The organism is Arenimonas donghaensis DSM 18148 = HO3-R19 (genome assembly GCF_000743535.1).
In the GTDB taxonomy this organism is placed as follows: Bacteria; Pseudomonadota; Gammaproteobacteria; order Xanthomonadales; family Xanthomonadaceae; genus Arenimonas; species Arenimonas donghaensis.
This window is the reverse complement of record NZ_AVCJ01000012.1, coordinates 228923-246353: the sequence shown is the minus strand read 5'-3', so window position 1 is coordinate 246353 and position 17431 is coordinate 228923. Positions and strand designations below refer to the sequence as shown.

Annotated in this window: 18 protein-coding genes; 9 read left to right on the top strand and 9 right to left on the bottom strand. The window is 69.4% G+C overall.

Features of this window, described 5'->3' with window-relative positions; all coding sequences use genetic code 11:
• Window positions 1-28: 28 nt before the first annotated feature.
• Window positions 29-436 carry a hypothetical protein gene (locus tag N788_RS07440; RefSeq protein ID WP_034223029.1) on the top strand — a complete coding sequence of 136 codons (408 nt, stop codon included), beginning with the start codon at window positions 29-31 and terminating at the stop codon, window positions 434-436.
• Between the two features lie 9 nt (window positions 437-445).
• Here N788_RS07440 and N788_RS07435 read toward each other — a convergent pair whose 3' ends face one another.
• Together N788_RS07435 and N788_RS07430 are read right to left on the bottom strand one after the other, a co-directional pair.
• The gene (locus tag N788_RS07435) at window positions 446-1573 is read right to left on the bottom strand and encodes an inorganic phosphate transporter (RefSeq protein WP_034223026.1); all 1128 of its coding nucleotides are present in this window, start codon (window positions 1571-1573) and stop codon (window positions 446-448) included.
• 3 nt (window positions 1574-1576) lie between these two features.
• Complete coding sequence (locus N788_RS07430; protein ID WP_034223023.1) at window positions 1577-2206, bottom strand: DUF47 domain-containing protein; 630 nt, start codon at window positions 2204-2206, stop codon at window positions 1577-1579.
• A gap of 180 nt (window positions 2207-2386) precedes the next feature.
• Between N788_RS07430 and N788_RS07425 the strand changes: the two genes are divergently transcribed.
• Window positions 2387-3703, top strand: a complete 1317-nt coding sequence (locus N788_RS07425) for a hemolysin family protein (RefSeq protein WP_034223021.1) — start codon at window positions 2387-2389, stop codon at window positions 3701-3703.
• A gap of 36 nt (window positions 3704-3739) precedes the next feature.
• Window positions 3740-4369 (top strand): exopolysaccharide biosynthesis protein, encoded by a 630-nt coding sequence (locus tag N788_RS07420; protein WP_051924475.1) that lies wholly within the window; start codon window positions 3740-3742, stop codon window positions 4367-4369.
• Here N788_RS07420 and N788_RS07415 read toward each other — a convergent pair.
• From N788_RS07415 to N788_RS07405, 3 genes are read right to left on the bottom strand one after another with little or no spacing between them, the layout of a single operon-like run.
• Window positions 4358-6451: a putative bifunctional diguanylate cyclase/phosphodiesterase gene (locus N788_RS07415; protein WP_051924474.1), complete on the bottom strand. Its 2094-nt coding sequence runs from the start codon at window positions 6449-6451 to the stop codon at window positions 4358-4360. The genes N788_RS07420 and N788_RS07415 overlap by 12 nt on opposite strands.
• A gap of 35 nt (window positions 6452-6486) precedes the next feature.
• Complete coding sequence (locus N788_RS07410; protein ID WP_211250694.1) at window positions 6487-7419, bottom strand: phosphate/phosphite/phosphonate ABC transporter substrate-binding protein; 933 nt, start codon at window positions 7417-7419, stop codon at window positions 6487-6489.
• Window positions 7420-7479: 60 nt separating this feature from the next.
• Window positions 7480-8244, bottom strand: coding sequence for an RNA methyltransferase (locus N788_RS07405; protein ID WP_034223018.1), 765 nt, complete (start codon window positions 8242-8244; stop codon window positions 7480-7482).
• Between the two features lie 77 nt (window positions 8245-8321).
• On the opposite strand from N788_RS07405, the gene N788_RS07400 reads away from it, so the two are divergent.
• A complete protein-coding gene (locus N788_RS07400; protein ID WP_034223015.1) occupies window positions 8322-9128 on the top strand; it encodes an inositol monophosphatase family protein in 807 nt (268 codons plus the stop codon).
• A 36-nt stretch (window positions 9129-9164) separates the two neighbouring features.
• Here the strand turns inward: N788_RS07400 and N788_RS07395 are convergent, their stop codons facing one another.
• Both N788_RS07395 and N788_RS07390 read right to left on the bottom strand, forming a co-directional pair.
• Window positions 9165-10553 (bottom strand): NAD(P)(+) transhydrogenase (Re/Si-specific) subunit beta, encoded by a 1389-nt coding sequence (locus N788_RS07395; RefSeq protein ID WP_034223012.1) that lies wholly within the window; start codon window positions 10551-10553, stop codon window positions 9165-9167.
• Entirely contained in the window at window positions 10550-10843 is a 294-nt protein-coding gene (locus tag N788_RS07390) for an NAD(P) transhydrogenase subunit alpha part 2 (RefSeq protein WP_034223010.1), read from the bottom strand. Before N788_RS07390 ends, N788_RS07395 begins: the two co-directional genes overlap by 4 nt.
• 141 nt (window positions 10844-10984) lie before the next feature.
• On the opposite strand from N788_RS07390, the gene N788_RS07385 reads away from it, so the two are divergent.
• From N788_RS07385 to N788_RS07375, 3 genes are read left to right on the top strand one after another with little or no spacing between them, the layout of a single operon-like run.
• Window positions 10985-11533, top strand: a complete 549-nt coding sequence (locus N788_RS07385; RefSeq protein ID WP_034223007.1) for an RNA polymerase sigma factor — start codon at window positions 10985-10987, stop codon at window positions 11531-11533.
• Window positions 11530-11874, top strand: coding sequence for a hypothetical protein (locus N788_RS07380; protein WP_034223003.1), 345 nt, complete (start codon window positions 11530-11532; stop codon window positions 11872-11874). Before N788_RS07385 ends, N788_RS07380 begins: the two co-directional genes overlap by 4 nt.
• A complete protein-coding gene (locus N788_RS07375; protein ID WP_051924473.1) occupies window positions 11871-12410 on the top strand; it encodes a DUF3106 domain-containing protein in 540 nt (179 codons plus the stop codon). The genes N788_RS07380 and N788_RS07375 overlap by 4 nt, the downstream gene beginning before the upstream one ends.
• Here N788_RS07375 and N788_RS07370 read toward each other — a convergent pair whose 3' ends face one another.
• A complete protein-coding gene (locus N788_RS07370; RefSeq protein ID WP_051924472.1) occupies window positions 12411-13511 on the bottom strand; it encodes an NAD(P) transhydrogenase subunit alpha in 1101 nt (366 codons plus the stop codon).
• A gap of 64 nt (window positions 13512-13575) precedes the next feature.
• Window positions 13576-15834 (bottom strand): DUF1631 family protein, encoded by a 2259-nt coding sequence (locus N788_RS07365; RefSeq protein ID WP_084695942.1) that lies wholly within the window; start codon window positions 15832-15834, stop codon window positions 13576-13578.
• A 131-nt stretch (window positions 15835-15965) separates the two neighbouring features.
• Here N788_RS07365 and N788_RS07360 point away from each other — a divergent pair, with 131 nt between their 5' ends.
• Together N788_RS07360 and N788_RS14670 are read left to right on the top strand one after the other, a co-directional pair.
• Entirely contained in the window at window positions 15966-16532 is a 567-nt protein-coding gene (locus N788_RS07360; protein ID WP_034223000.1) for a nitroreductase family protein, read from the top strand.
• Window positions 16529-17410, top strand: coding sequence for a 5'-3' exonuclease (locus N788_RS14670; protein WP_034222997.1), 882 nt, complete (start codon window positions 16529-16531; stop codon window positions 17408-17410). The genes N788_RS07360 and N788_RS14670 overlap by 4 nt, the downstream gene beginning before the upstream one ends.
• Window positions 17411-17431 lie beyond the last annotated feature (21 nt).

Genomic DNA, 17431 nt, shown 5'->3' with positions numbered 1-17431 from the left:
TCCCCCAAGCCAGCAGCAGTGCGCAACCATGCAGAACTTCGAACAGATCCGCGGCCACCTCCAGGGCAAGTACAAGCTGACCGCCAGCGAGCCCTACCTGGCCTGCGTGCAGCTGTCGCTGGACCAGGGCAAGCGCCACCAGAGCATCTTCCTGTCCGAAATGATGGACGAGACCGAGCGCCCCTACCTGCGCGTGAGCACCGTCATCGCGCCGATGACCGGCGTCGACGCCAAGCGCATGCTGGGTTTCAACTGGCAAAGCCCGGTCGGCTACCTGGCCGTGGGCGAGCTCGACGGCGTGCCCTACCTGCAGCTGTGCGAAAACCGCCCCTACGACACGCTGACGGCGGCGGAGATCGACCGGCTGGTCCTGGAAATCGGCGGCCTCGGCGACCAGATGGAACGCATGCTCTCCGCCGGCGGCGACTTGCTGTAAGCGCGTGGGTCAGGCCCAGCCCAGGGCCTGGACACCCTTGAACAGGGCGTAGGCGAGACCGCCCGAGGCGGGGATGGTGAGGATCCAGGCCCAGAGGATCTTCTCGATGACGCCCCACCTGAGCGCGCGTGGATTCTTTGCCACGCCCACGCCCATGATCGCGGTCGAGATGCTGTGGGTGGTCGATACCGGCATGCCGAAATGCGCGGCCATCGACAGCACCGTCGCCGAGCTGGTTTCCGCCGCGAATCCGTGGATCGGGTGCAGCTTGACCACCTTGTGGCCGAGGGTCTTGATGATGCGCCAGCCGCCCGCGGCGGTGCCGATGGCCATCACGATGGCGCAGGTGACGATGATCCAGGTGTCGATGCCGCCCGCCGAGTCGCCCGGGTGCAGGAACGCCAGCATCGGCGGCAAGGCGTCCAGGGTGCCCGCGGCCTCGGCACCGATCAGCGCCAGGGCGATGATGCCCATGGTCTTTTGCGCGTCATTGGTGCCGTGGGCGAATCCCATGTAGGCGGCCGAGAGGATCTGCGCCTTTCCGAACAGTGCATTGACCCACTTGGGCCGGGAAATGCGCGCCAGCCAGCCGCCGGAACCGTTCATGGCGCTGATGACGGCAAACAGCGCGCCCATCATCACCAGGCCCAGGATGAATCCGGCCAGCGGCGAACTGATCATCGGCAGGATCACCTTCCAGTAAATGCCCTCGCTCTTGGTCCAGTCCAGCGCCGGTTGCGACCACACCAGCACGTCCAGGTTGTTGCCCGCCGCGGCCAGCGCCGCGCCGATCAGGCCGCCGATCAGGGCGTGGCTGGACGAGGACGGCAGCCCGAACCACCAGGTCGCCAGGTTCCAGACGATGCCGCCGGACAGGGCGCAGATGACCAGCTGCGAGCTGACCAGCACCACGTCGGCGTCGATCAGGCCCGATGAAATGGTCTTGGCCACCGCGGTGCCGGACAGGGCGCCGATCAGGTTCATCACCGCCGCCAGGGATACCGCCTGCAGCGGCGTCAGCACCTTGGTGGCGACCACGGTGGCGATCGAGTTGGCGGTGTCGTGGAATCCGTTGATGTACTCGAAAACGAGCGCGACCAACACCACGACCAGCACCAGGACCAGGGCGGTGGTCATGGATCAGGCGTTCTTGAGCACGATGTGGTAGATCACGTTGCCGGCGTCGCGGCAGCGATCGATGGCCTTTTCCAGGATTTCGTACAGGTCCTTGAGGATCAGGTAGCGCATCGGGTCGGTTTCGTTGGTGTAGGTGTCCCGGTACATCTCCAGGATCAGCCGGTCGGCTTCGGATTCGATGGCCTGCAGCTTGTCGTTCATCCTCTTGGTGGTTTCCAGCGCCATGCCCTTGCGCAGCTGGCCGACCATCTCCTCGAGCACGGTGCAGGCACGCTCGAGCATCGCCGCACGCGGGATGAAGTCCACGTCGCCCACCCGCTCGGAGGCCAGGGCGTAACGCTCGGCGAACTTCTCGACCACCTTGGGGATCTTGTACAGGGCGTTGGACAGGTCCTCGATGTCCTCGCGCTCGAGCGCGGTGACGAAGGTGTTCACCAGCTCCTGGCTGATCTGGGCGTGCAGGTCCTTCTCGCGCTGGCGTGCCAGCTTGAAGCGGTCGAGCGAGCGCTCGGCCGGTGGCGTCGACAGCAGCTCGCCCAGGGCGCGGACGCTTTCGCGGGCGGCGGCGGCACTGGACTCGAGCAGCCCATAGAACTTGTCGCCCTTGCCGAAGATGGTCTGGAGGGAAAACATCGGGGATCCTTGGCCTGGCCGGGATCGCCCCGGGCCTCGTTCGGCGTGCATGTTACCGCCGCCTGACAGGCCGCCCCAGCCCCGCGTCCCGGGGTCCGGCGGGGCGCCTGTGGCATAGTGCCGGCTCGAACCCAGCCAACTTCCCTGCAGGAGCCCCTTGCCGGACCCGTCCGGCGGCCCATGACCTTCGAACTCGCCCTCGTCCTGTTCCTGATCCTCTGCAACGGCTTCTTCGCGCTATCGGAGATGTCGGTGGTGACGTCCCGGAAAGCCCGGCTCAAGCAGCAGGCCGAGGAAAGCAAGCGCGCGAAAGCCGCGCTGGACCTCGCCGAGCATCCGGAGCGCTTCCTGTCCACGGTGCAGGTGGGCATCACGCTCATCGGCATCCTGCTGGGCCTGTACGGCGGCGAGAGCATCGGCAACCGCGTGGTCGAGGCCATCGCCCCGCTCGGCCTGGACCCCGAACTGGCCCAGGGCATCGGCACCGGCGTGGCGGTCACCCTGATCACCTACTTCAGCATCGTCGTCGGCGAGCTGATGCCCAAGCGCATCGCGCTGCTGGCGCCCGAGCGCATCGCGTCCTTCGTGGCGGTGCCGATGCGGTGGATTTCGCTGATCGCCACGCCCTTCGTCTGGCTGCTTTCGACCAGCACCCGGGTGCTGCTGCGCGTGCTTCGCCTGGACCGCGGCCAGGCCGAGCAGGTGACGGAAGAAGAGATCCGCATGCTGGTGGCCGAAAGCCACGAGCAGGGCGTCATCGACGTCGGCGAACGCAACATGATCAACCGCGTCCTGAGGCTGGGCGACCGCAGCAGCGCCGGCCTGATGACGCCGCGCACCCGCATCGTCTGGCTCGACGCCTCGGCCAGCTTCGAGGACAACTTGGCGGTGATGCAGGAAACACCCTACTCGCGTTACCCCGTCTACCGCGGCGGCGACACCGAGGTCCTGGGCATCCTGGAGATCAAAAGCCTGACCGGCCTGATCGGCCGCCTGGGCAGCAATGCCGAACTGTTCCGCGAGCTGCGGCCGGCGCTGTTCGTCTCCGAATCCACCCAGGCCATGAAATTGCTGGAGATCTTCCGCGAAGAGCAGCAAACCCTGGCCCTGGTCGTGGACGAATACGGCGACGTGCAGGGCATGGTCTCGGCCAACGACCTGCTGGCCGCGGTGCTCGGCCGCGTGCAGGACACCGAGTCCACGCCCGAGGAAGCCCTGGTGGTGACCCGCGACGACGGTTCCTACCTGGTCGACGGCCGCCTCTCGACCGAGGAGCTGCGCGAACTGTTGTCCCTGGCCCGGCTGCCCGACGAGGACGACGGCGACTACCACACGGCGGCCGGCATGGTGATCGCCAGTTTCGGCCGCATCCCACACTCGGGCGAACACTTCGACTGGGCCGGCTGGCGCTTCGAAGTGGTCGATCTCGACGGCGCCCGCATCGACAAGCTGCTGGTCTCGCGCCTGCCCGAACCCGAGCGCGAGGACGGGATTTAGCACGGATAAAGGCGCCCAAGCCCACACTGCCGTGCCATGACCCCCGCCGAAATCAGCACCCGCGCCCTGCTCGACGCCCTCGCGGAAGGGCGGGCGGGCGCGTCGCCAATGACCCTGGGCGGGGTGCTCGACGAGTTCCGGGCCCGCGCCTTCGGCATCTACCTGCTCATCGTCATCCTGCCGGCCTTCATCCCGCTGCCGGCGGGTGCCGGCGCCGTCAGTGGTCCGCTGGTGTCATTGGCTGGCCTGCAGCTGCTGTGGCTGATGGAACATCCCTGGGTTCCCGGCTTCCTTTCCCGGCGACCGCTGCCGCCCGAACGCCTGGTGCGTTTCCGTGACCGCAGTTCGCGCGTACTGCGCTGGCTGGAAAAATTCAGCCGCCCGCGCAGCGAGTGGGCCATCGACCATCCCCTGGCCCGCATCTTCACCGGCCTGATGCTGGTGGTGCTTGGCTTCCTGCTGGCGCTTCCGATCCCGGCCACCAACTACATCTTCGGGCTGCTGCTGCTGGCTTACGCGATCGCGATGATCGAACGCGACGGACGGCTGCTGATGGTGGCCTGGCTGCTGGGCCTGGCGGAAGTCGTCGTGCTGGCGTTTTTTTCCAAGCAACTCGCCGAAGCGGCGGCCAACGCCTGGACCTGGGTGCAGGGCCTATTCGCCTGAAGCGTCGCGGAAAGCCCGGCGCATGTCGTTGGCCGGCATTGGCCGGCCCATCCAGAAACCCTGGCCCTGGTCGCAGCCGCGTTCGCGCAGCACCGCGTACTGCCCTTCGGTCTCGATGCCTTCGGCCACCACGGTGATGCCCAGCGAATGCGCCATGGCGATGATGGCCGAGGTCAGCGCCAGGTCGTCGGGATCGCGCAGCACGTCGGCAACGAAACTGCGGTCGATCTTGACGCCGTCCACCGGCACCCGGCGCAGGTGGCTCAATCCCGAGAATCCGGTGCCGAAGTCGTCCAGCCAGACCTTGACGCCCGTCGCCCGCAGGCGTGACAGCAGCGCGCTGGCCTGGACCTCGTCGCCCAGCACCGCGGTTTCGGTCAGCTCCAGGTGCAGCTGCGCCGGGGCGACCCCGGTCGATTGCAGGGCGCTTGCGACCACGTCGGGCAGGTCGCCGGTGCGCAGCTGCCGCGGCGAGATGTTCACGGACACGAAGGGCGGCTCCTGTCCGGGCTGCTGCCAGGTGGCGGCGTCCTGGCAGGCCTGCACCAGCACGTGCCGGCCCAGCGCTTCGATCAACCCGCTTTGTTCGGCCACTTCGATGAACACCGAGGGCGGCACCACGCCCAGGCGCGGGTGCTCCCAGCGGCACAGCGCCTCGGCGCCCATCGCCCGGCCGTCGGCCAGGCGGTAGATCGGCTGGTAGTGCAGGCTCAGCTCGCCGCGCTCCCAGGCGCCGCGCAGCTCTTCCTCCAGCTGCACCCGGCGTTCGACCGCCTGGTCCATGGCCTTGGAATAAAAGCGGTAACAGCCCTTGCCGGCGACCTTGGCCTGGTACATGGCGATGTCGGCATTCTTGAGCAGCTGGCCGGCGCTGGAGGCGTCGAAGGGGAACAGGGTGATGCCCACCGACGCGCCCAGGAAGACCTGGCGACCCTGCAGCACCAGTGGCCGCTGCACTTCCTCGATCAGCTCCTCGGCCAGGCGGCCGGAACTGGCGCGGATGTCGTCGGCCAGGAACAGCACGATGAATTCGTCGCCGCCGAAGCGGGCGATTTCAGCGCCCTGCCCGCCCAGGCGCTCGACCGTCATCCGGATCCGCACCGACAGCTCGCCCAGCACGTCATCGCCGGCTTCATGGCCCAGGGTGTCGTTGACCCGCTTGAAGTCGTCCAGGTCGACAAACAGCAGGGCCAGTTCGCCGCTGCTGGCCTGCAGGGTCATCAGGCGGTCGTCGAGGGCTTCGCGGAACGCGAGCCGGTTCGACAAACCGGTCAGGGAGTCGGTATATGCCATGCGCCGGATGTCGCGGTCGTGCCGCGCCACGGCTTCGGCCATGCGACCGAAGCCGCGCACGAGGTCGCCCAGTTCGTCCTGTCGCTCGGACCGCAGGTCGACGTCGTCATAGCGGCCCTGTTCGATCCGTCCGGCGGCGTCGGCCAGCTGGCTGATCGGCTGCACGATGCGCCGCTGCAGCAGCCACATCGCCATCAGGGCGATGCCGAACTGGGCGGCCAGGAGGGCCACGATCCAGGCCAGGTGTTCGCGGTTGGCCTCGCCCAGGCTTTGTTCCAGCGGACCCAGCACCTCCACTTCGCGGCGGCTGGCGTTGTCGCGCGACAGGCCAACGCGCACGCCGCCGATACGCTCGCCGCCGATCCGGATCGGGCTGGCGACGTCGAGCAGCTTGTCGTTCCATTGGCCATGCGGCCCTTCGGCCTGCAGCGCCTGGAAGGCCATCGGATCGGACATCGGCTGGCCGAAGGCCGGGATGTCGCCCGAGCCATCGTGCAGCACCTGGCCCTCGGCGTCGTGGATGATGACGTAGACCACGTCCGGCTGCCGCAGCGTGGCGCGCGCGAGCTCACCGAGCTTGGCCAGGTCCAGGTAGTAGAGCGGATTGGTGGCGGCGTCGGCCAACTGGCTCGACAGCGTGCGGCCGCGCATGAGCAGGCCTTCGCGCGCCAGCTCGCGGACCGCATCGGCGCTGAGCTCGCGGGCATCGACATTGCTGCGCTTGGTGTGCAGCCACAGCGCGCCGAACAGGCCGGCGACCACCAGCATCACCGCGGCCAGCATCCACATCAGCTCCCCGCGCAGCCCGAGCCGGAACGGCAGCTTCACTCGAGGGCCTCGCGCACGACGCGGGCGCCGCGCCGCAATTCATCGAGCGAGCGCCGGGTTTCGGCATCGGCCTCGTAAAATCCGGTGGTGCGGAAGAACTGACGCAGCGCGTCGCGCGCCTGCGGGTCTTCGGCGGCGCCCAGCAGCACTTCCCTGAGCCGGGCCGCGACCTTCGGGTCCATGTCTTCGCTGACCAGCTCCATCGCGCGCGGCACCGGACCGGTGGTGTGGATGATCACGAGGTCGCGCCGGAAGGCTTCGGAGACCCGTTGCAGCGATTCCCAGTCCTGGTCGCTGAATCCACCCGCATCGACCAGGCGCTTGTGCACCCAGGCGCCCAGGTTGGCGTCGGTATTGGCGAAGACGTAGCCGACGGAATCCGGATCGGCTTCGTCGAGCGGCGAGACCATCAGGGCCATCGGCAGGTCGCGGTCGAGCAGCACCATCGCCGGCACCAGGTAGGCGCTGGTGGACGACGGCGACTGGAAGGCGATGGTGTGCCCGCGCAGCTGGGACAGGTCGGTGATGCCGCTGTCGCGGTGGGTGAAGATGACGCTGCGGTACTCGCGCGAGCCGCTGCGCTCGGTCAGCAGCAGCGGCCGGGCGCTGGCGCGATCGGCCAACAGCAGGGCCGTGCCAGGAGTTTCGGTGACCCAATCGACCTTGCCGCGACGCAGGTAGCTCATCATCTGCTGCGGGTCGCGCGCCATCAGGACCCGGCCTTCGGTGATGCCGACGTCCTTCATCCGCGGCACGACGTAATCGAGCAGGGGTTTGAGCTGTTCGTAGTGGCGACGCGGGTCGTCGCTGATGCGCCCCAGCACCAGCACCCCGTCGTTGGCCTGGGCCAGCCCGGACAACGCCAACAGGAGAAGCACGGCCAGCCGCACCAGACCACCGGGGATAACACTGGGGTTGCGGGGCGTCACTAGGTTCTCGTCGCACTCGTGTTCGGGCTGTCCTACTGTATTCGCCCGGGCGCGGCGACGCTAGGCTTGTCCGTAGCCGGCCAGCCGGGCCATGCGCTGGGCCTCGGAAAGGATGCCGCGCAGGATCTTCACCTCGCGACTGTCCAGCCCGGCCCGCAGGTAGAGGCGCCGAAGCCGGGCCATCACCATGTCCGGCGGCCGCCCCTTGTGGAAATCGATGTCGTCCAGGGCCTCGGCCAGGTGCCCGAACAGGCGCTCGAGCTCGTCGGCGGTGGCCGGGGGCTCGGTATCCGGGGCGGGCATGGGCCGGGCCACGGGCAACTGCCCGCCCGAGGCCTCCAGCGCGGCCAGGCGCAGCTCGTAGGACAGCACCTGCACGGCCGCGGCCAGGTTGAGCGAGGCAAAGCCGGGGTCGGTCGGAATGCAGACCGAAGCGTGGCAGCGCTGGAGTTCGTCGTTTTCCAGGCCGGTGCGCTCGCGCCCGAACAGCAGGGCCACGGGACCGTCGGCGGCGGCCTGGGCGAGCTGCCGGGCGGCGTCCCGGGGGCTCAGCTCGGGCAGCGGCACGGTCCGGCGGCGGGCACTGGTGCCGACCACGAAACGGCAGCCGGCCAGCGCCTGGACCAGGTCCGTATGCACCTGCGCGGCGTCCAGCAGGTCACCGGCACCGGCGGCCAGGGTGACCGCCTCGGGGTCGGGGAAGCGCTCGGGCGAGACCAGGTGCAGGGCCGACAAGCCCATGGTCTTCATGGCCCGGGCAGCGGATCCAATGTTGCCCGGATGCTGCGTGCCGACGAGGACGATGCGGATATTTTCGTTGGCCAACCTGTTATCCTTGCGCGGCGCCGGCACGGACCGGCCCCTTGTTCTTCACACAATCCAGCGGTTTTTCGGACGGGAATATGCAGAAACCTGTCGTCAACGTCATGGTCAAGGCCGCCCGATCGGCCGGTAACCTGATCTTGCGCCACATGGGCAAGCTCGACGCCCTCAACGTCTTCGAGAAGTCGAAGCTCGACTACGCGAGCGAGGTCGACGCCGAAGCCGAGGCCGTGATCATACGCGAGCTGCGGCGGGCGTTCCCCGACGCGGCCATGCTGGGCGAGGAGTCCGGCGCGATGGGCAAGGGCCGCTCGACGTTCGTCATCGACCCGCTGGATGGCACCTCCAACTACCTGCGCGGCTGGCCGCACTTTTGCGTGTCCATCGCCCAGGTCGAGAACGGCGAGCCGGTGCACGGCGTGGTCTTCGACCCGATGCGCAACGAGCTGTTCACGGCGTCGAAGGGCGCGGGCGCCCTGCTCAACGACAAGAAGATCCGCGTCGCCGAACGCAAGGACCTCAAGGGCGCCATGCTGGTGACCGGCTTCCCGCCGCGCGAGCGCCAGCGCCTGGCGCCGCAGCTGGACACGATCCGGACGATGCTGTCCGAAGCCGAGGACATCCGGCGCACGGGCTCGGCGGCGCTGGACCTGGCCTACGTGGCCTGCGGTCGCGCCGACGCCTATTTCGAGGCGGGCGTGAAGCCCTGGGACATTGCGGCCGGCCTGCTGCTGGTGCGCGAAGCCGGCGGCCGGGTCTGCGATTTCCACGGCCGCGGCGACAAGCTGATCGACTCGGGCCAGATCATCGCGGGCAACCTGAAGATCTCCGAAGCCCTGCAAAAGGTCGTCTACTCGACCAACTACGCGGCCGCTTTCTCCGTCTGACCCCGCTACTCCCGCCCTCCCGCGTGGGAGGGCGGATCAGTGGCCGCCGTCGACGGACTTGAGTTCGGCGATGAGCCCGGCCACCGCGGCGGCGCCGTCGCCGTAGAGCATGCGGGTGTTGTCGGCGTAGAAGAGCGCGTTCTCGATGCCGGCGAAACCCGTGCCCTTGCCGCGCTTGATCACGATCGTGTTCTTCGACAGCGACACGTCCAGGATCGGCATCCCGTAGATCGGCGACGAGGGGTCCGTCTTCGCCACCGGGTTCACCACGTCGTTCGCGCCGATCACCAGCGACACATCCGTCGTCGGGAATTCCGGGTTGATGTCGTCCATGTCGGCGATCAGGTCGTAAGGCACGCCCGCCTCGGCCAGCAGCACGTTCATGTGCCCGGGCATGCGGCCCGCCACCGGGTGGATCGCGAACTTCACCTTCACCCCGCGCTTGATCAGCGCCTGGGTCAGCTCCCAGACCTTGTGCTGGGCCTGCGCCACCGCCATGCCGTAACCCGGCACGATCACCACGCGCTCGGCGTAGGCCATCATCGCCGCCACGTCGCCCGCTTCGATGGGCTTTTGCGCGCCGGCGATTTCCTTCGCCTCGCCCGTCGCGCCAAAGCTGCCGAAGAGCACGCTCGCGATCGAACGGTTCATCGCCTTCGCCATCAGCTGGGTCAGCATCGTGCCTGCCGCGCCCACCACCATGCCGGCGATGATCAAGGCCTCGTTTTGCAGCACGTAACCCTCGAAGGCCACGGCCAGGCCGGTGAGCGCGTTGTAGAGCGAAATCACCACCGGCATGTCGGCGCCACCGATCGGCAGCGTCATCAGGATGCCGACCGCCAGCGCCGCCACGAAGAAGCCGATGATCACCGGTTGCTGCAGGCCCAGCACCGTGAACACGCCCAGGCCCACTGCCGCCAGGAACACCAGCGCGTTGAAGGCCTGCTGGCCCGGGAAGGTGAAGCGCTTGTCCAGCCGGCCGTCGAGCTTGGCCCAGGCGATCACCGAACCGGTGAGCGCAATCGAGCCGATCAGGGCGCCGGCCACCGCCAGCACCAGCACCGTCTGCGACGGCGCCACGCCCAGGTCCGAATAACGCAGCAGCTCGACCGCGCCGATCGCCGCCGCCGAACCACCGCCCAGGCCGTTGTACAGCGCCACCATCTGCGGCATGTCGGTCATCGCCACGCGCTTGCCCGACCACCAGGCCACCGCCGTGCCCAGCACCACCGCCGCCAGGATCAGCGGCATGTTGTGCAGGCCCGGGGTCGCGAAGGTCGCCAGGGTCGCGATCAGCATGCCCACGCCGGCCCAGCGGATGCCGCTGCGCGCCGTCACCGGCGACGACATGCGCTTGATGCCCAGGATGAACAGCAGGGCGGCGGCGAAATAACTGGCCTTCACCAGCAGCGGCAGCCAGCTCATGCGCCGTCTCCCTTCTTGCTGGACTTGAACATCTCGAGCATGCGCTCGGTGACCACGTAGCCACCCGCGGCGTTGCCGGCGCCCATCAGCACCGCCAGGAACCCGATGATCTTCCCGGCGGTGGTGTCGGCGTGGCCCAGCACCACCATCGCGCCCACCAGCACGATGCCGTGCACGAAATTCGAACCCGACATCAGCGGCGTGTGCAGGATCACCGGCACCCGGCCGATGATCTCGTAGCCCGTGAAGGCCGCCAGCATGAAGATGTACAGCGCGACGAAACCGTCCATGTCCCCTCCCCGTGCGAAGGCGCTCGCCCGGGCATCATAACCGCTGCTTGAATGCCGGCCAGCGCCGGGGCCGCCGCCGGTCAACCCGCGGGCCGGCGATGCGTTATAAGGCCACATGCCCGGTACCGCCGCCCGCCCGTGATGCCCTTCGACGCCGCCCCCGCCGCCGAAAGCCCCAGCCTCGACGCCTTCCTGGCGTCGGTCGAGCGCCGTGGGCTGCGCATGGCCGAGCTGGCGCTGGGACACCGCGAGGACGCGCTGGATGCCGTACAGGACGCCATGATCAAGCTCGTGGGCTACCAGCACCGCCCTGCCGCCGAGTGGACGCCCTTGTTCTGGGCCATCCTGCGCCGCCAGATCACCGACCGGCACCGTCGCAACGGCGTGCGCCGCAAGTTCATGGCGGTCCTGGGCCGGGACGAGGACAGCCGCGAAGACCCGCTCGAGATGCTGCCCGACCCGGACGAAGACCCGGCCCGCCGCCACGCCGACGGCGCCGCCTGGGCCGCCCTGGGGCGCGCCGTGCGCCGCCTGCCCCGGCGCCAGCGCGAGGCCTACCTGCTGCGTGAGCTGCAGGGACTGGACGTGGCCGACACGGCGTCGGCCATGGGCTGTTCCGAAGGCTCCGTGAAAACCCACCTGTCGCGGGCGATGTCCGCCCTGCGCACCCACCTGGAGGAATGGCGATGAGCCGCCCCGACCCCACCCTTGACCGGGCCCGCGACCTGTTCGCACGCGCCAGCGAGCGCCTGGACCAGGGCATGGTTTTCCGCCTGCGCCGGGCCCGCGAAGCGGCGCTGCGGCCGGTACCGGCCCGGCACGGCCGCCTGCTGTGGCCGGCCGGTGCCGTCGCCGCCAGCGTCATGGCCCTGGGCCTGGCCTGGTGGCTGCCGGCGCGCCTGGACCCGGGCTCGCCGGTCGCCGGAACGCTGGCCAGCGATGAAGTCGAAGCCCTGGTGATGGCCGAAGACGCCGAACTCTACGCCTGGCTGGCCGAAGCACCGGTGGCCTCGCGCGGGGAGCCGCAATGACACCGGGCCGCAACACCCTGCCGCGTCGGCTGCTCCACGCCTGCGTCCTGGCGCTGGCCCTGGTGATCGCGTTTCCCGCCAGCGCCGGGGACGGCGACGGCCGGCGCGGGGACCACCGCCACGGTCACCCGCCGCACGGGCCCATGCAGGTCCCCGAAGGCGTGGTCGTCCCGGACTGGGACGAACTGACGCCTGAGCAGCAGAAGCTGCTCGTGCGGCTCAAGGACGAGTGGGACACCCTGCCCGCCTCCCGGCGCGTACAGGCCCTGGAGCACGCGCAGCGCCGCGCGCGCTGGGAGGCCATGTCGCCCGAACAGCGCGAACGCATCCGCAAGGGCATGCGCAACTACCGCGACCTGTCGCCGGCGCAGCGCCAGCAGATGCGCGAAGCGATGCGGGTCATGCGGGGCCTGCCGGCCGAAGAGCGCCAGGCGCTGGCCGACAAATGGCGATCACTGGATCCGGAGCAACGTCGCGCCTGGCTGGAGACCGGTGGGCCGGGCATTTCGCCGGCGCCGGATGCGAAAGCCGACTGATCAGCCGTCGCGGCGTGCGCCGTCGTGGGCCAGGCAGGTGCGGGCGATCAACTCGTCGTCCCAGTCCAGCGCCAGCGCCCCGTCCTTGAGCGAAAGCGCCAGGAAGTTGTAGACGTTGCGCGCGTACATTTCGCTGGCGTGCATCGCGCCCTGGCTCGCCAGGTTCAGCGGGCCGGCGAAGGTGACGCCGTCTTGCACGAAGGTTTCGCCGGGCCGGGTGAGTTCGCAGTTGCCGCCGGTTTCGGCCGCGAGGTCGACGACCACGCTGCCTGGCTTCATGCCCGACACCATGGCCGCGCTGATGATCCGGGGGGCCGGGCGGCCGGGCACCGCGGCGGTGGTGACCACGACGTCGACGCTCTTGAGGTGTTCACCCAGGCGGCGCTGCTGTTCGGCCCGTTCCTCGGCGGTGAGTTCACGGGCATAACCGCCTTCGCCGGCGGCGCTGACGCCCAGGTCCAGGAACTTGCCGCCCAGGGATTCGATCTGCTCGCGGGTCTCGGGGCGCACGTCGAAGCCTTCCACCTGCGCCCCCAGCCGCCGCGCCGTGGCGATGGCCTGCAGGCCGGCGACGCCGGCGCCGACCACCAGCACCCGGGACGGGCGGATCGTGCCGGCGGCGGTGGTGAGCATGGGGAAATAACGCGGTGCCAGCTGCGCGGCCAGCAACACGGCCTTGTAGCCGGCCATGCCGGCCTGCGAGGACAGCACGTCCATGGCCTGGGCCCGGGTCGTGCGCGGTAATTTTTCCAGCGGGAAAGCGGTCAGCTTCGCGTCGACGATGGCCTGCACCCGTCCCGGGTCGGCGTGCGGCGCCAACAGGCCGACCAACAGGGCGCCGGGTTTGAGGCGGGCCAGGCGGTCATCCGAGGGCGGCTGCACGCAAACCAATACGTCGGCCGCGGCAAGCGCGGCATCGGCGTCGTCGCTGAAATCGGCACCGGCATAGGCGGCGTCGGGGAAGAAGGCCGGCGCGCCGGCGCCGCGTTCGATCAGTACCCGGGCGCCCAGGCCGGTGAGCTTGCGGGTGGTTTCCGGCGTCAGGGCAACGCGCCGTTCGCCCGGCGCGGTTTCACGGATGAAGACGATGCAGGCCGACATGCAGGCCACTCCCGGGGATGTCCGGCATTGATGCTACCGGAAACCGCCGTGGACGCGGCAGGGCTCAGCCCAGGTCTTCGCGCAGCTTGCCCATGACGCGGTGCAGGACCTGGTCGAAGACCTGTTCCTGCTCCCGGACCAGGAGGTTGCCTTGCTGCTTCATGGCGGCCAGTTCCTCGACCGACGCCACCAGCACGCGGACACCGCGGCGGTTGACGAACATCAGGCGCGAGGAAATCGGGCTGACCCAGGACAGCTTGACCGGATGGTGCTTGCCGTCTTCGCCGGCGATGTGGATCCAGGTGCCGACCTTGAGCTGGCGCATCTGCTCGACATCGCTGTCGTTGACCTCGATCTCGGCCTTGCCGCCGACGACCTCAAGCTTGGGCTTGAGGTCGGCCAGCGCGGCCTGCACGGCCGAACGCCGGTCGGGCATCTGCACGACCTTGTCGTCCGCCGGCGGTTCGACCGGCACCTCGACCTTGGCCGGGGCCTGGCCACGGGCGCGGCGCTCGAGACTGTCGGAAAGCCCGTGCATCACGTCCTGGGCCGCCTCGCCGATGATGCCGGAGCTGGCCAGCACGGTTTCGATCGGTTCGCGCATGGCCTGCACCGACGGGCCGATGGCTTCGACCGCATCGCCCGGCTTGGGCAGCAGGGCCAGCAGGCGGTCGGCGACGGTCAGGGCGTTCTGCCAGGAGCCACTGTCGGGGCCCTCGCGCAGCGCGATCATCGACAGGTGGTGGGTCCAGTTGCGCTCGAGGAAGTCGCGCATCGCCGGGGTCGGCTCCAGGCCGCGGGTGCGTTGCTCGAGTTCGACCTTGGCCAGGTCGCGGGCCTGTTCCAGGCGCTCCTGGCCACGCTGGGCCTCGGCGGCGCGGCGCTCGGCCAGCTCGACCCGGCGACGGTGCTGTTCCAGGAACTGGCGCAGTTCCTGTTCCAGCGTCTCGAAGATGGCCAGGTCTTCATTGAACTCGGCGATCAAGCGGTCGACGGTGTTTTCGGCTTTCTGCAGCAGCTCGCGCTCCTGCGGGCCCTCGCCCCGGTTGCCCTCGACGGCTTCGGCCAGCGAGTTGAGCAAACGACGGGCCGGGTGGGTCTTGTAGAGGAACAGCCGGCGGTCCATGACCGCGGCCTTCACGAAAGGCACGACCAGGCGCGAGATGAGCGTGCGGGCGGACTGCTCGAAGTCACGCTCGTCGAACATCACGTCAAAGAGCATGCCGACCAGGTCGACGGCGTCTTCGTCGTCCCGGCTGATGCTGACGTCTTCGGGCGGCAGGCCGATGCGGCTGGCGCCGCTGAGCAGCTCGTTCTTGAGCAACGCAGCCAGGGAGGCCTCGGGCCGGTCCAGGGCTTCGTGGACGGCCTGCGGCACGCTGGGCTGCATGAGCGACAGCAGCGACATCATTTCATTCGACTGCAGCGGTCGCTGGCCGGGGCGGCCGGGCTGACGGCCACCCGGCGGCTGGGCCGGGCGCCAGGCATGCAGCAGCTGCTGCAGCGCTTCGAAAACCGCGCGGTCTTCGCCCGCCGGGGCCTCGCCACCACCGCCCTGGCCGGAGGACAGGTAGTCGGACGCCGCCGGGGCGTAACCGTCGGCGGTCGCCGGCGGCACGTAGTCGGGCCGGGGCTTGGCACGCTGGGCCGGCTTGGCCGCGCCCTGGTCGGCGCGGAAACCCGCGGCCTCGAGGCGGGCATTGAGGTCGGTGAGCAGGTCGCGCAGGTCGTGGATGAGCTCGCGCTCGTAATACTTGAACAGCACCATGCGCACGTCGTCAGGCAGCTCGATGCCACCGTGGGCGGCGCCGATGGCACCGGCCAGGGCGTGCGCGCTGAGCGGGTTCTGGTCGGCTTCGAGCTTGGCCACGCCGACCATGCGGGCCAGGCGACCGGCCAGCTCGTCGAGCTGGTTGCCGTGGATGCGGGTGATTGCCTCGGCGGTGAGGTTGGTGGCCAGCTGCTGCTCGAGTTCGCTCTCGGGCAGCAGGGTCAGTTCGGCCAGGCCGTCGTCTTCCGACGGCGCGCGCGGCGCGGTCCGGGTTTCGAAGGAGGAAAAGCCCTTGTCCAGGTAGTCCCGGAATCCCCGCTCAAGCGGCGCGCGCGACGTACGCAGCGCCCGCATCGCGAACAGGTAGGGCGAACCATCGGGCACCCCGTCCTTCTTCGCCAGGTCGAACAGCCAGTCGTCGGCACGTGCAAAGACCCGCGCCAGCACGGCCTGGAGGTGTTCGGTGCTGCGACGGCGCATCGCCGACACGAGGTCCTTCGGGGACGTCGGGCTGCCTGGACGGGCGGTACCTGGGCTGGGGATTTCGTTCATGGGCCTCTGCACGCCGGGGGGGACTACGCGCTGTAGAGCAAGTCTGGTCAATCGTGCCACAGATAACTGTGACCCTATTCCCAGAATCGGGCCGGGAGGGCACCGGCAGGACGAATGGTAATCTCGCCCGGATGAACGAACTGCATTTCCTGCGGGCCCGCCGCTCCGTGCCCTCCCGGCTGCTGCAAGAACCCGGCCCGGACGCGGCCCAGCTGCGCGCCATGCTGGCCGAGGCCGTCCGCGTGCCCGACCACGGCAAGCTCGCGCCCTGGCGCTTCCTGGCCATCCGGGGCGACGCCCGCCACGCGCTGGGCGAACGCCTCGCGGCGCGCTGCCTGGAAAAGGATCCCGCGGCGCCGGCGGCGGTCGTGGACAAGGACCGGCAGCGCTTCTCGCACGCGCCGCTGGTGGTGGTGGTGGTCGGCTGCCCGGTACCCGGCCACAAGGTCCCGGTGCAGGAGCAGCTGCTGTCCGGCGGCGCCGTGTGTTTCGCCCTGCTGCAAGCGGCCCAGGCCCTGGGCTTCGGGGCGCAGTGGCTGACCGGCTGGGCCGCCTACGACCCGCAGATCAAGCAGTTCCTGGGCCTGGACGAGGGCGAGCAGGTGCTTGGCTTCATGCACCTGGGAACCGCCGCCGAGGCCGCGCCCGAGCGCCAGCGCCCGGACGTGGACGCGCTGCTGGCGCCGTGGCAGCCATGAACCCGCCGGTCCACCTGATCGACGCCAGCCTCTACGTCTTCCGGGCCTGGCACTCGATGCCCGACGAATTCCACGACCTCGACGGCTGGCCGGTGAACGCAGTCCAGGGCTTCGCGCGCTTCCTGCTCGACATCCTGGAGCGGCAGCGGCCCGAACGCATCGCCGTGGCCTTCGACGAATCGCTGGAGTCGAATTTCCGCAACGCGCTCTACCCGGCCTACAAGGCCAACCGCGAACCGGCGCCGGAGGAGCTCAAGCGCCAGTTCGGCCACTGCCAGGCGCTGTGCCGCGCACTGGGCCTGGCCGTGCTGTCGGACGGCCGCTACGAAGCCGACGACCTGATCGGTGCCACCCTGGTGCGGGTGCGCGAGGCCGGCCACGCCGGGCTCATCATCTCGGCCGACAAGGACCTCTCGCAGCTGCTGGCCGGTGACGACCAGCAGTGGGATTTCGCCCGCGACCAGCGCTGGGGCGCCGACGGGGTGAAAGCGCGCTACGGCGTGCACGCGCACCAGGTGGCCGACTACCTGGGCCTGACCGGCGACGCGATCGACAACATCCCCGGCGTCCCGGGCATCGGTCCGAAGACGGCGGCCACGCTGCTGGGTCATTTCGGCAGCCTCGACCAGATCTACGAAAGGCTGGACGAAGTGCCTTTCCTGCGCATGCGCGGTGCCGCCCAGCACGCGCAGCGGCTGCGCGAGCACGGCGAGATCGCCCTGCTCTCGCGCCGCCTGGCGACGATCGCCACGGATGCTCCCCTGCCCGAGGACCTGGGCCTTTGCGAACGCCGCGACCCCGACAAGCCCGCGCTGGAAGCGATCTGCGACCAGCTTCGTTTCGGCCCGTTGTCGCGCCGGCGACTGCTGGCGACCTGACGGGCCCGCGCACGGCGCGCT

Bases quoted from the DNA above. Each gene is read 5' to 3' on its own strand.
- N788_RS07440 (WP_034223029.1), top strand. From the start codon at position 29: ATGCAGAACTTCGAACAGATCCGCGGCCACCTCCAGGGCAAGTACAAG.
- N788_RS07435 (WP_034223026.1), bottom strand. From the start codon at position 1,573: ATGACCACCGCCCTGGTCCTGGTGCTGGTCGTGGTGTTGGTCGCGCTC.
- N788_RS07430 (WP_034223023.1), bottom strand. From the start codon at position 2,206: ATGTTTTCCCTCCAGACCATCTTCGGCAAGGGCGACAAGTTCTATGGG.
- N788_RS07425 (WP_034223021.1), top strand. From the start codon at position 2,387: ATGACCTTCGAACTCGCCCTCGTCCTGTTCCTGATCCTCTGCAACGGC.
- N788_RS07420 (WP_051924475.1), top strand. From the start codon at position 3,740: ATGACCCCCGCCGAAATCAGCACCCGCGCCCTGCTCGACGCCCTCGCG.
- N788_RS07415 (WP_051924474.1), bottom strand. From the start codon at position 6,451: ATGTGGATGCTGGCCGCGGTGATGCTGGTGGTCGCCGGCCTGTTCGGC.
- N788_RS07400 (WP_034223015.1), top strand. From the start codon at position 8,322: ATGCAGAAACCTGTCGTCAACGTCATGGTCAAGGCCGCCCGATCGGCC.
- N788_RS07395 (WP_034223012.1), bottom strand. From the start codon at position 10,553: ATGAGCTGGCTGCCGCTGCTGGTGAAGGCCAGTTATTTCGCCGCCGCC.
- N788_RS07390 (WP_034223010.1), bottom strand. From the start codon at position 10,843: ATGGACGGTTTCGTCGCGCTGTACATCTTCATGCTGGCGGCCTTCACG.
- N788_RS07385 (WP_034223007.1), top strand. From the start codon at position 10,985: ATGCCCTTCGACGCCGCCCCCGCCGCCGAAAGCCCCAGCCTCGACGCC.
- N788_RS07380 (WP_034223003.1), top strand. From the start codon at position 11,530: ATGAGCCGCCCCGACCCCACCCTTGACCGGGCCCGCGACCTGTTCGCA.
- N788_RS07375 (WP_051924473.1), top strand. From the start codon at position 11,871: ATGACACCGGGCCGCAACACCCTGCCGCGTCGGCTGCTCCACGCCTGC.
- N788_RS07370 (WP_051924472.1), bottom strand. From the start codon at position 13,511: ATGTCGGCCTGCATCGTCTTCATCCGTGAAACCGCGCCGGGCGAACGG.
- N788_RS07365 (WP_084695942.1), bottom strand. From the start codon at position 15,834: ATGAACGAAATCCCCAGCCCAGGTACCGCCCGTCCAGGCAGCCCGACG.
- N788_RS07360 (WP_034223000.1), top strand. From the start codon at position 15,966: ATGAACGAACTGCATTTCCTGCGGGCCCGCCGCTCCGTGCCCTCCCGG.
- N788_RS14670 (WP_034222997.1), top strand. From the start codon at position 16,529: ATGAACCCGCCGGTCCACCTGATCGACGCCAGCCTCTACGTCTTCCGG.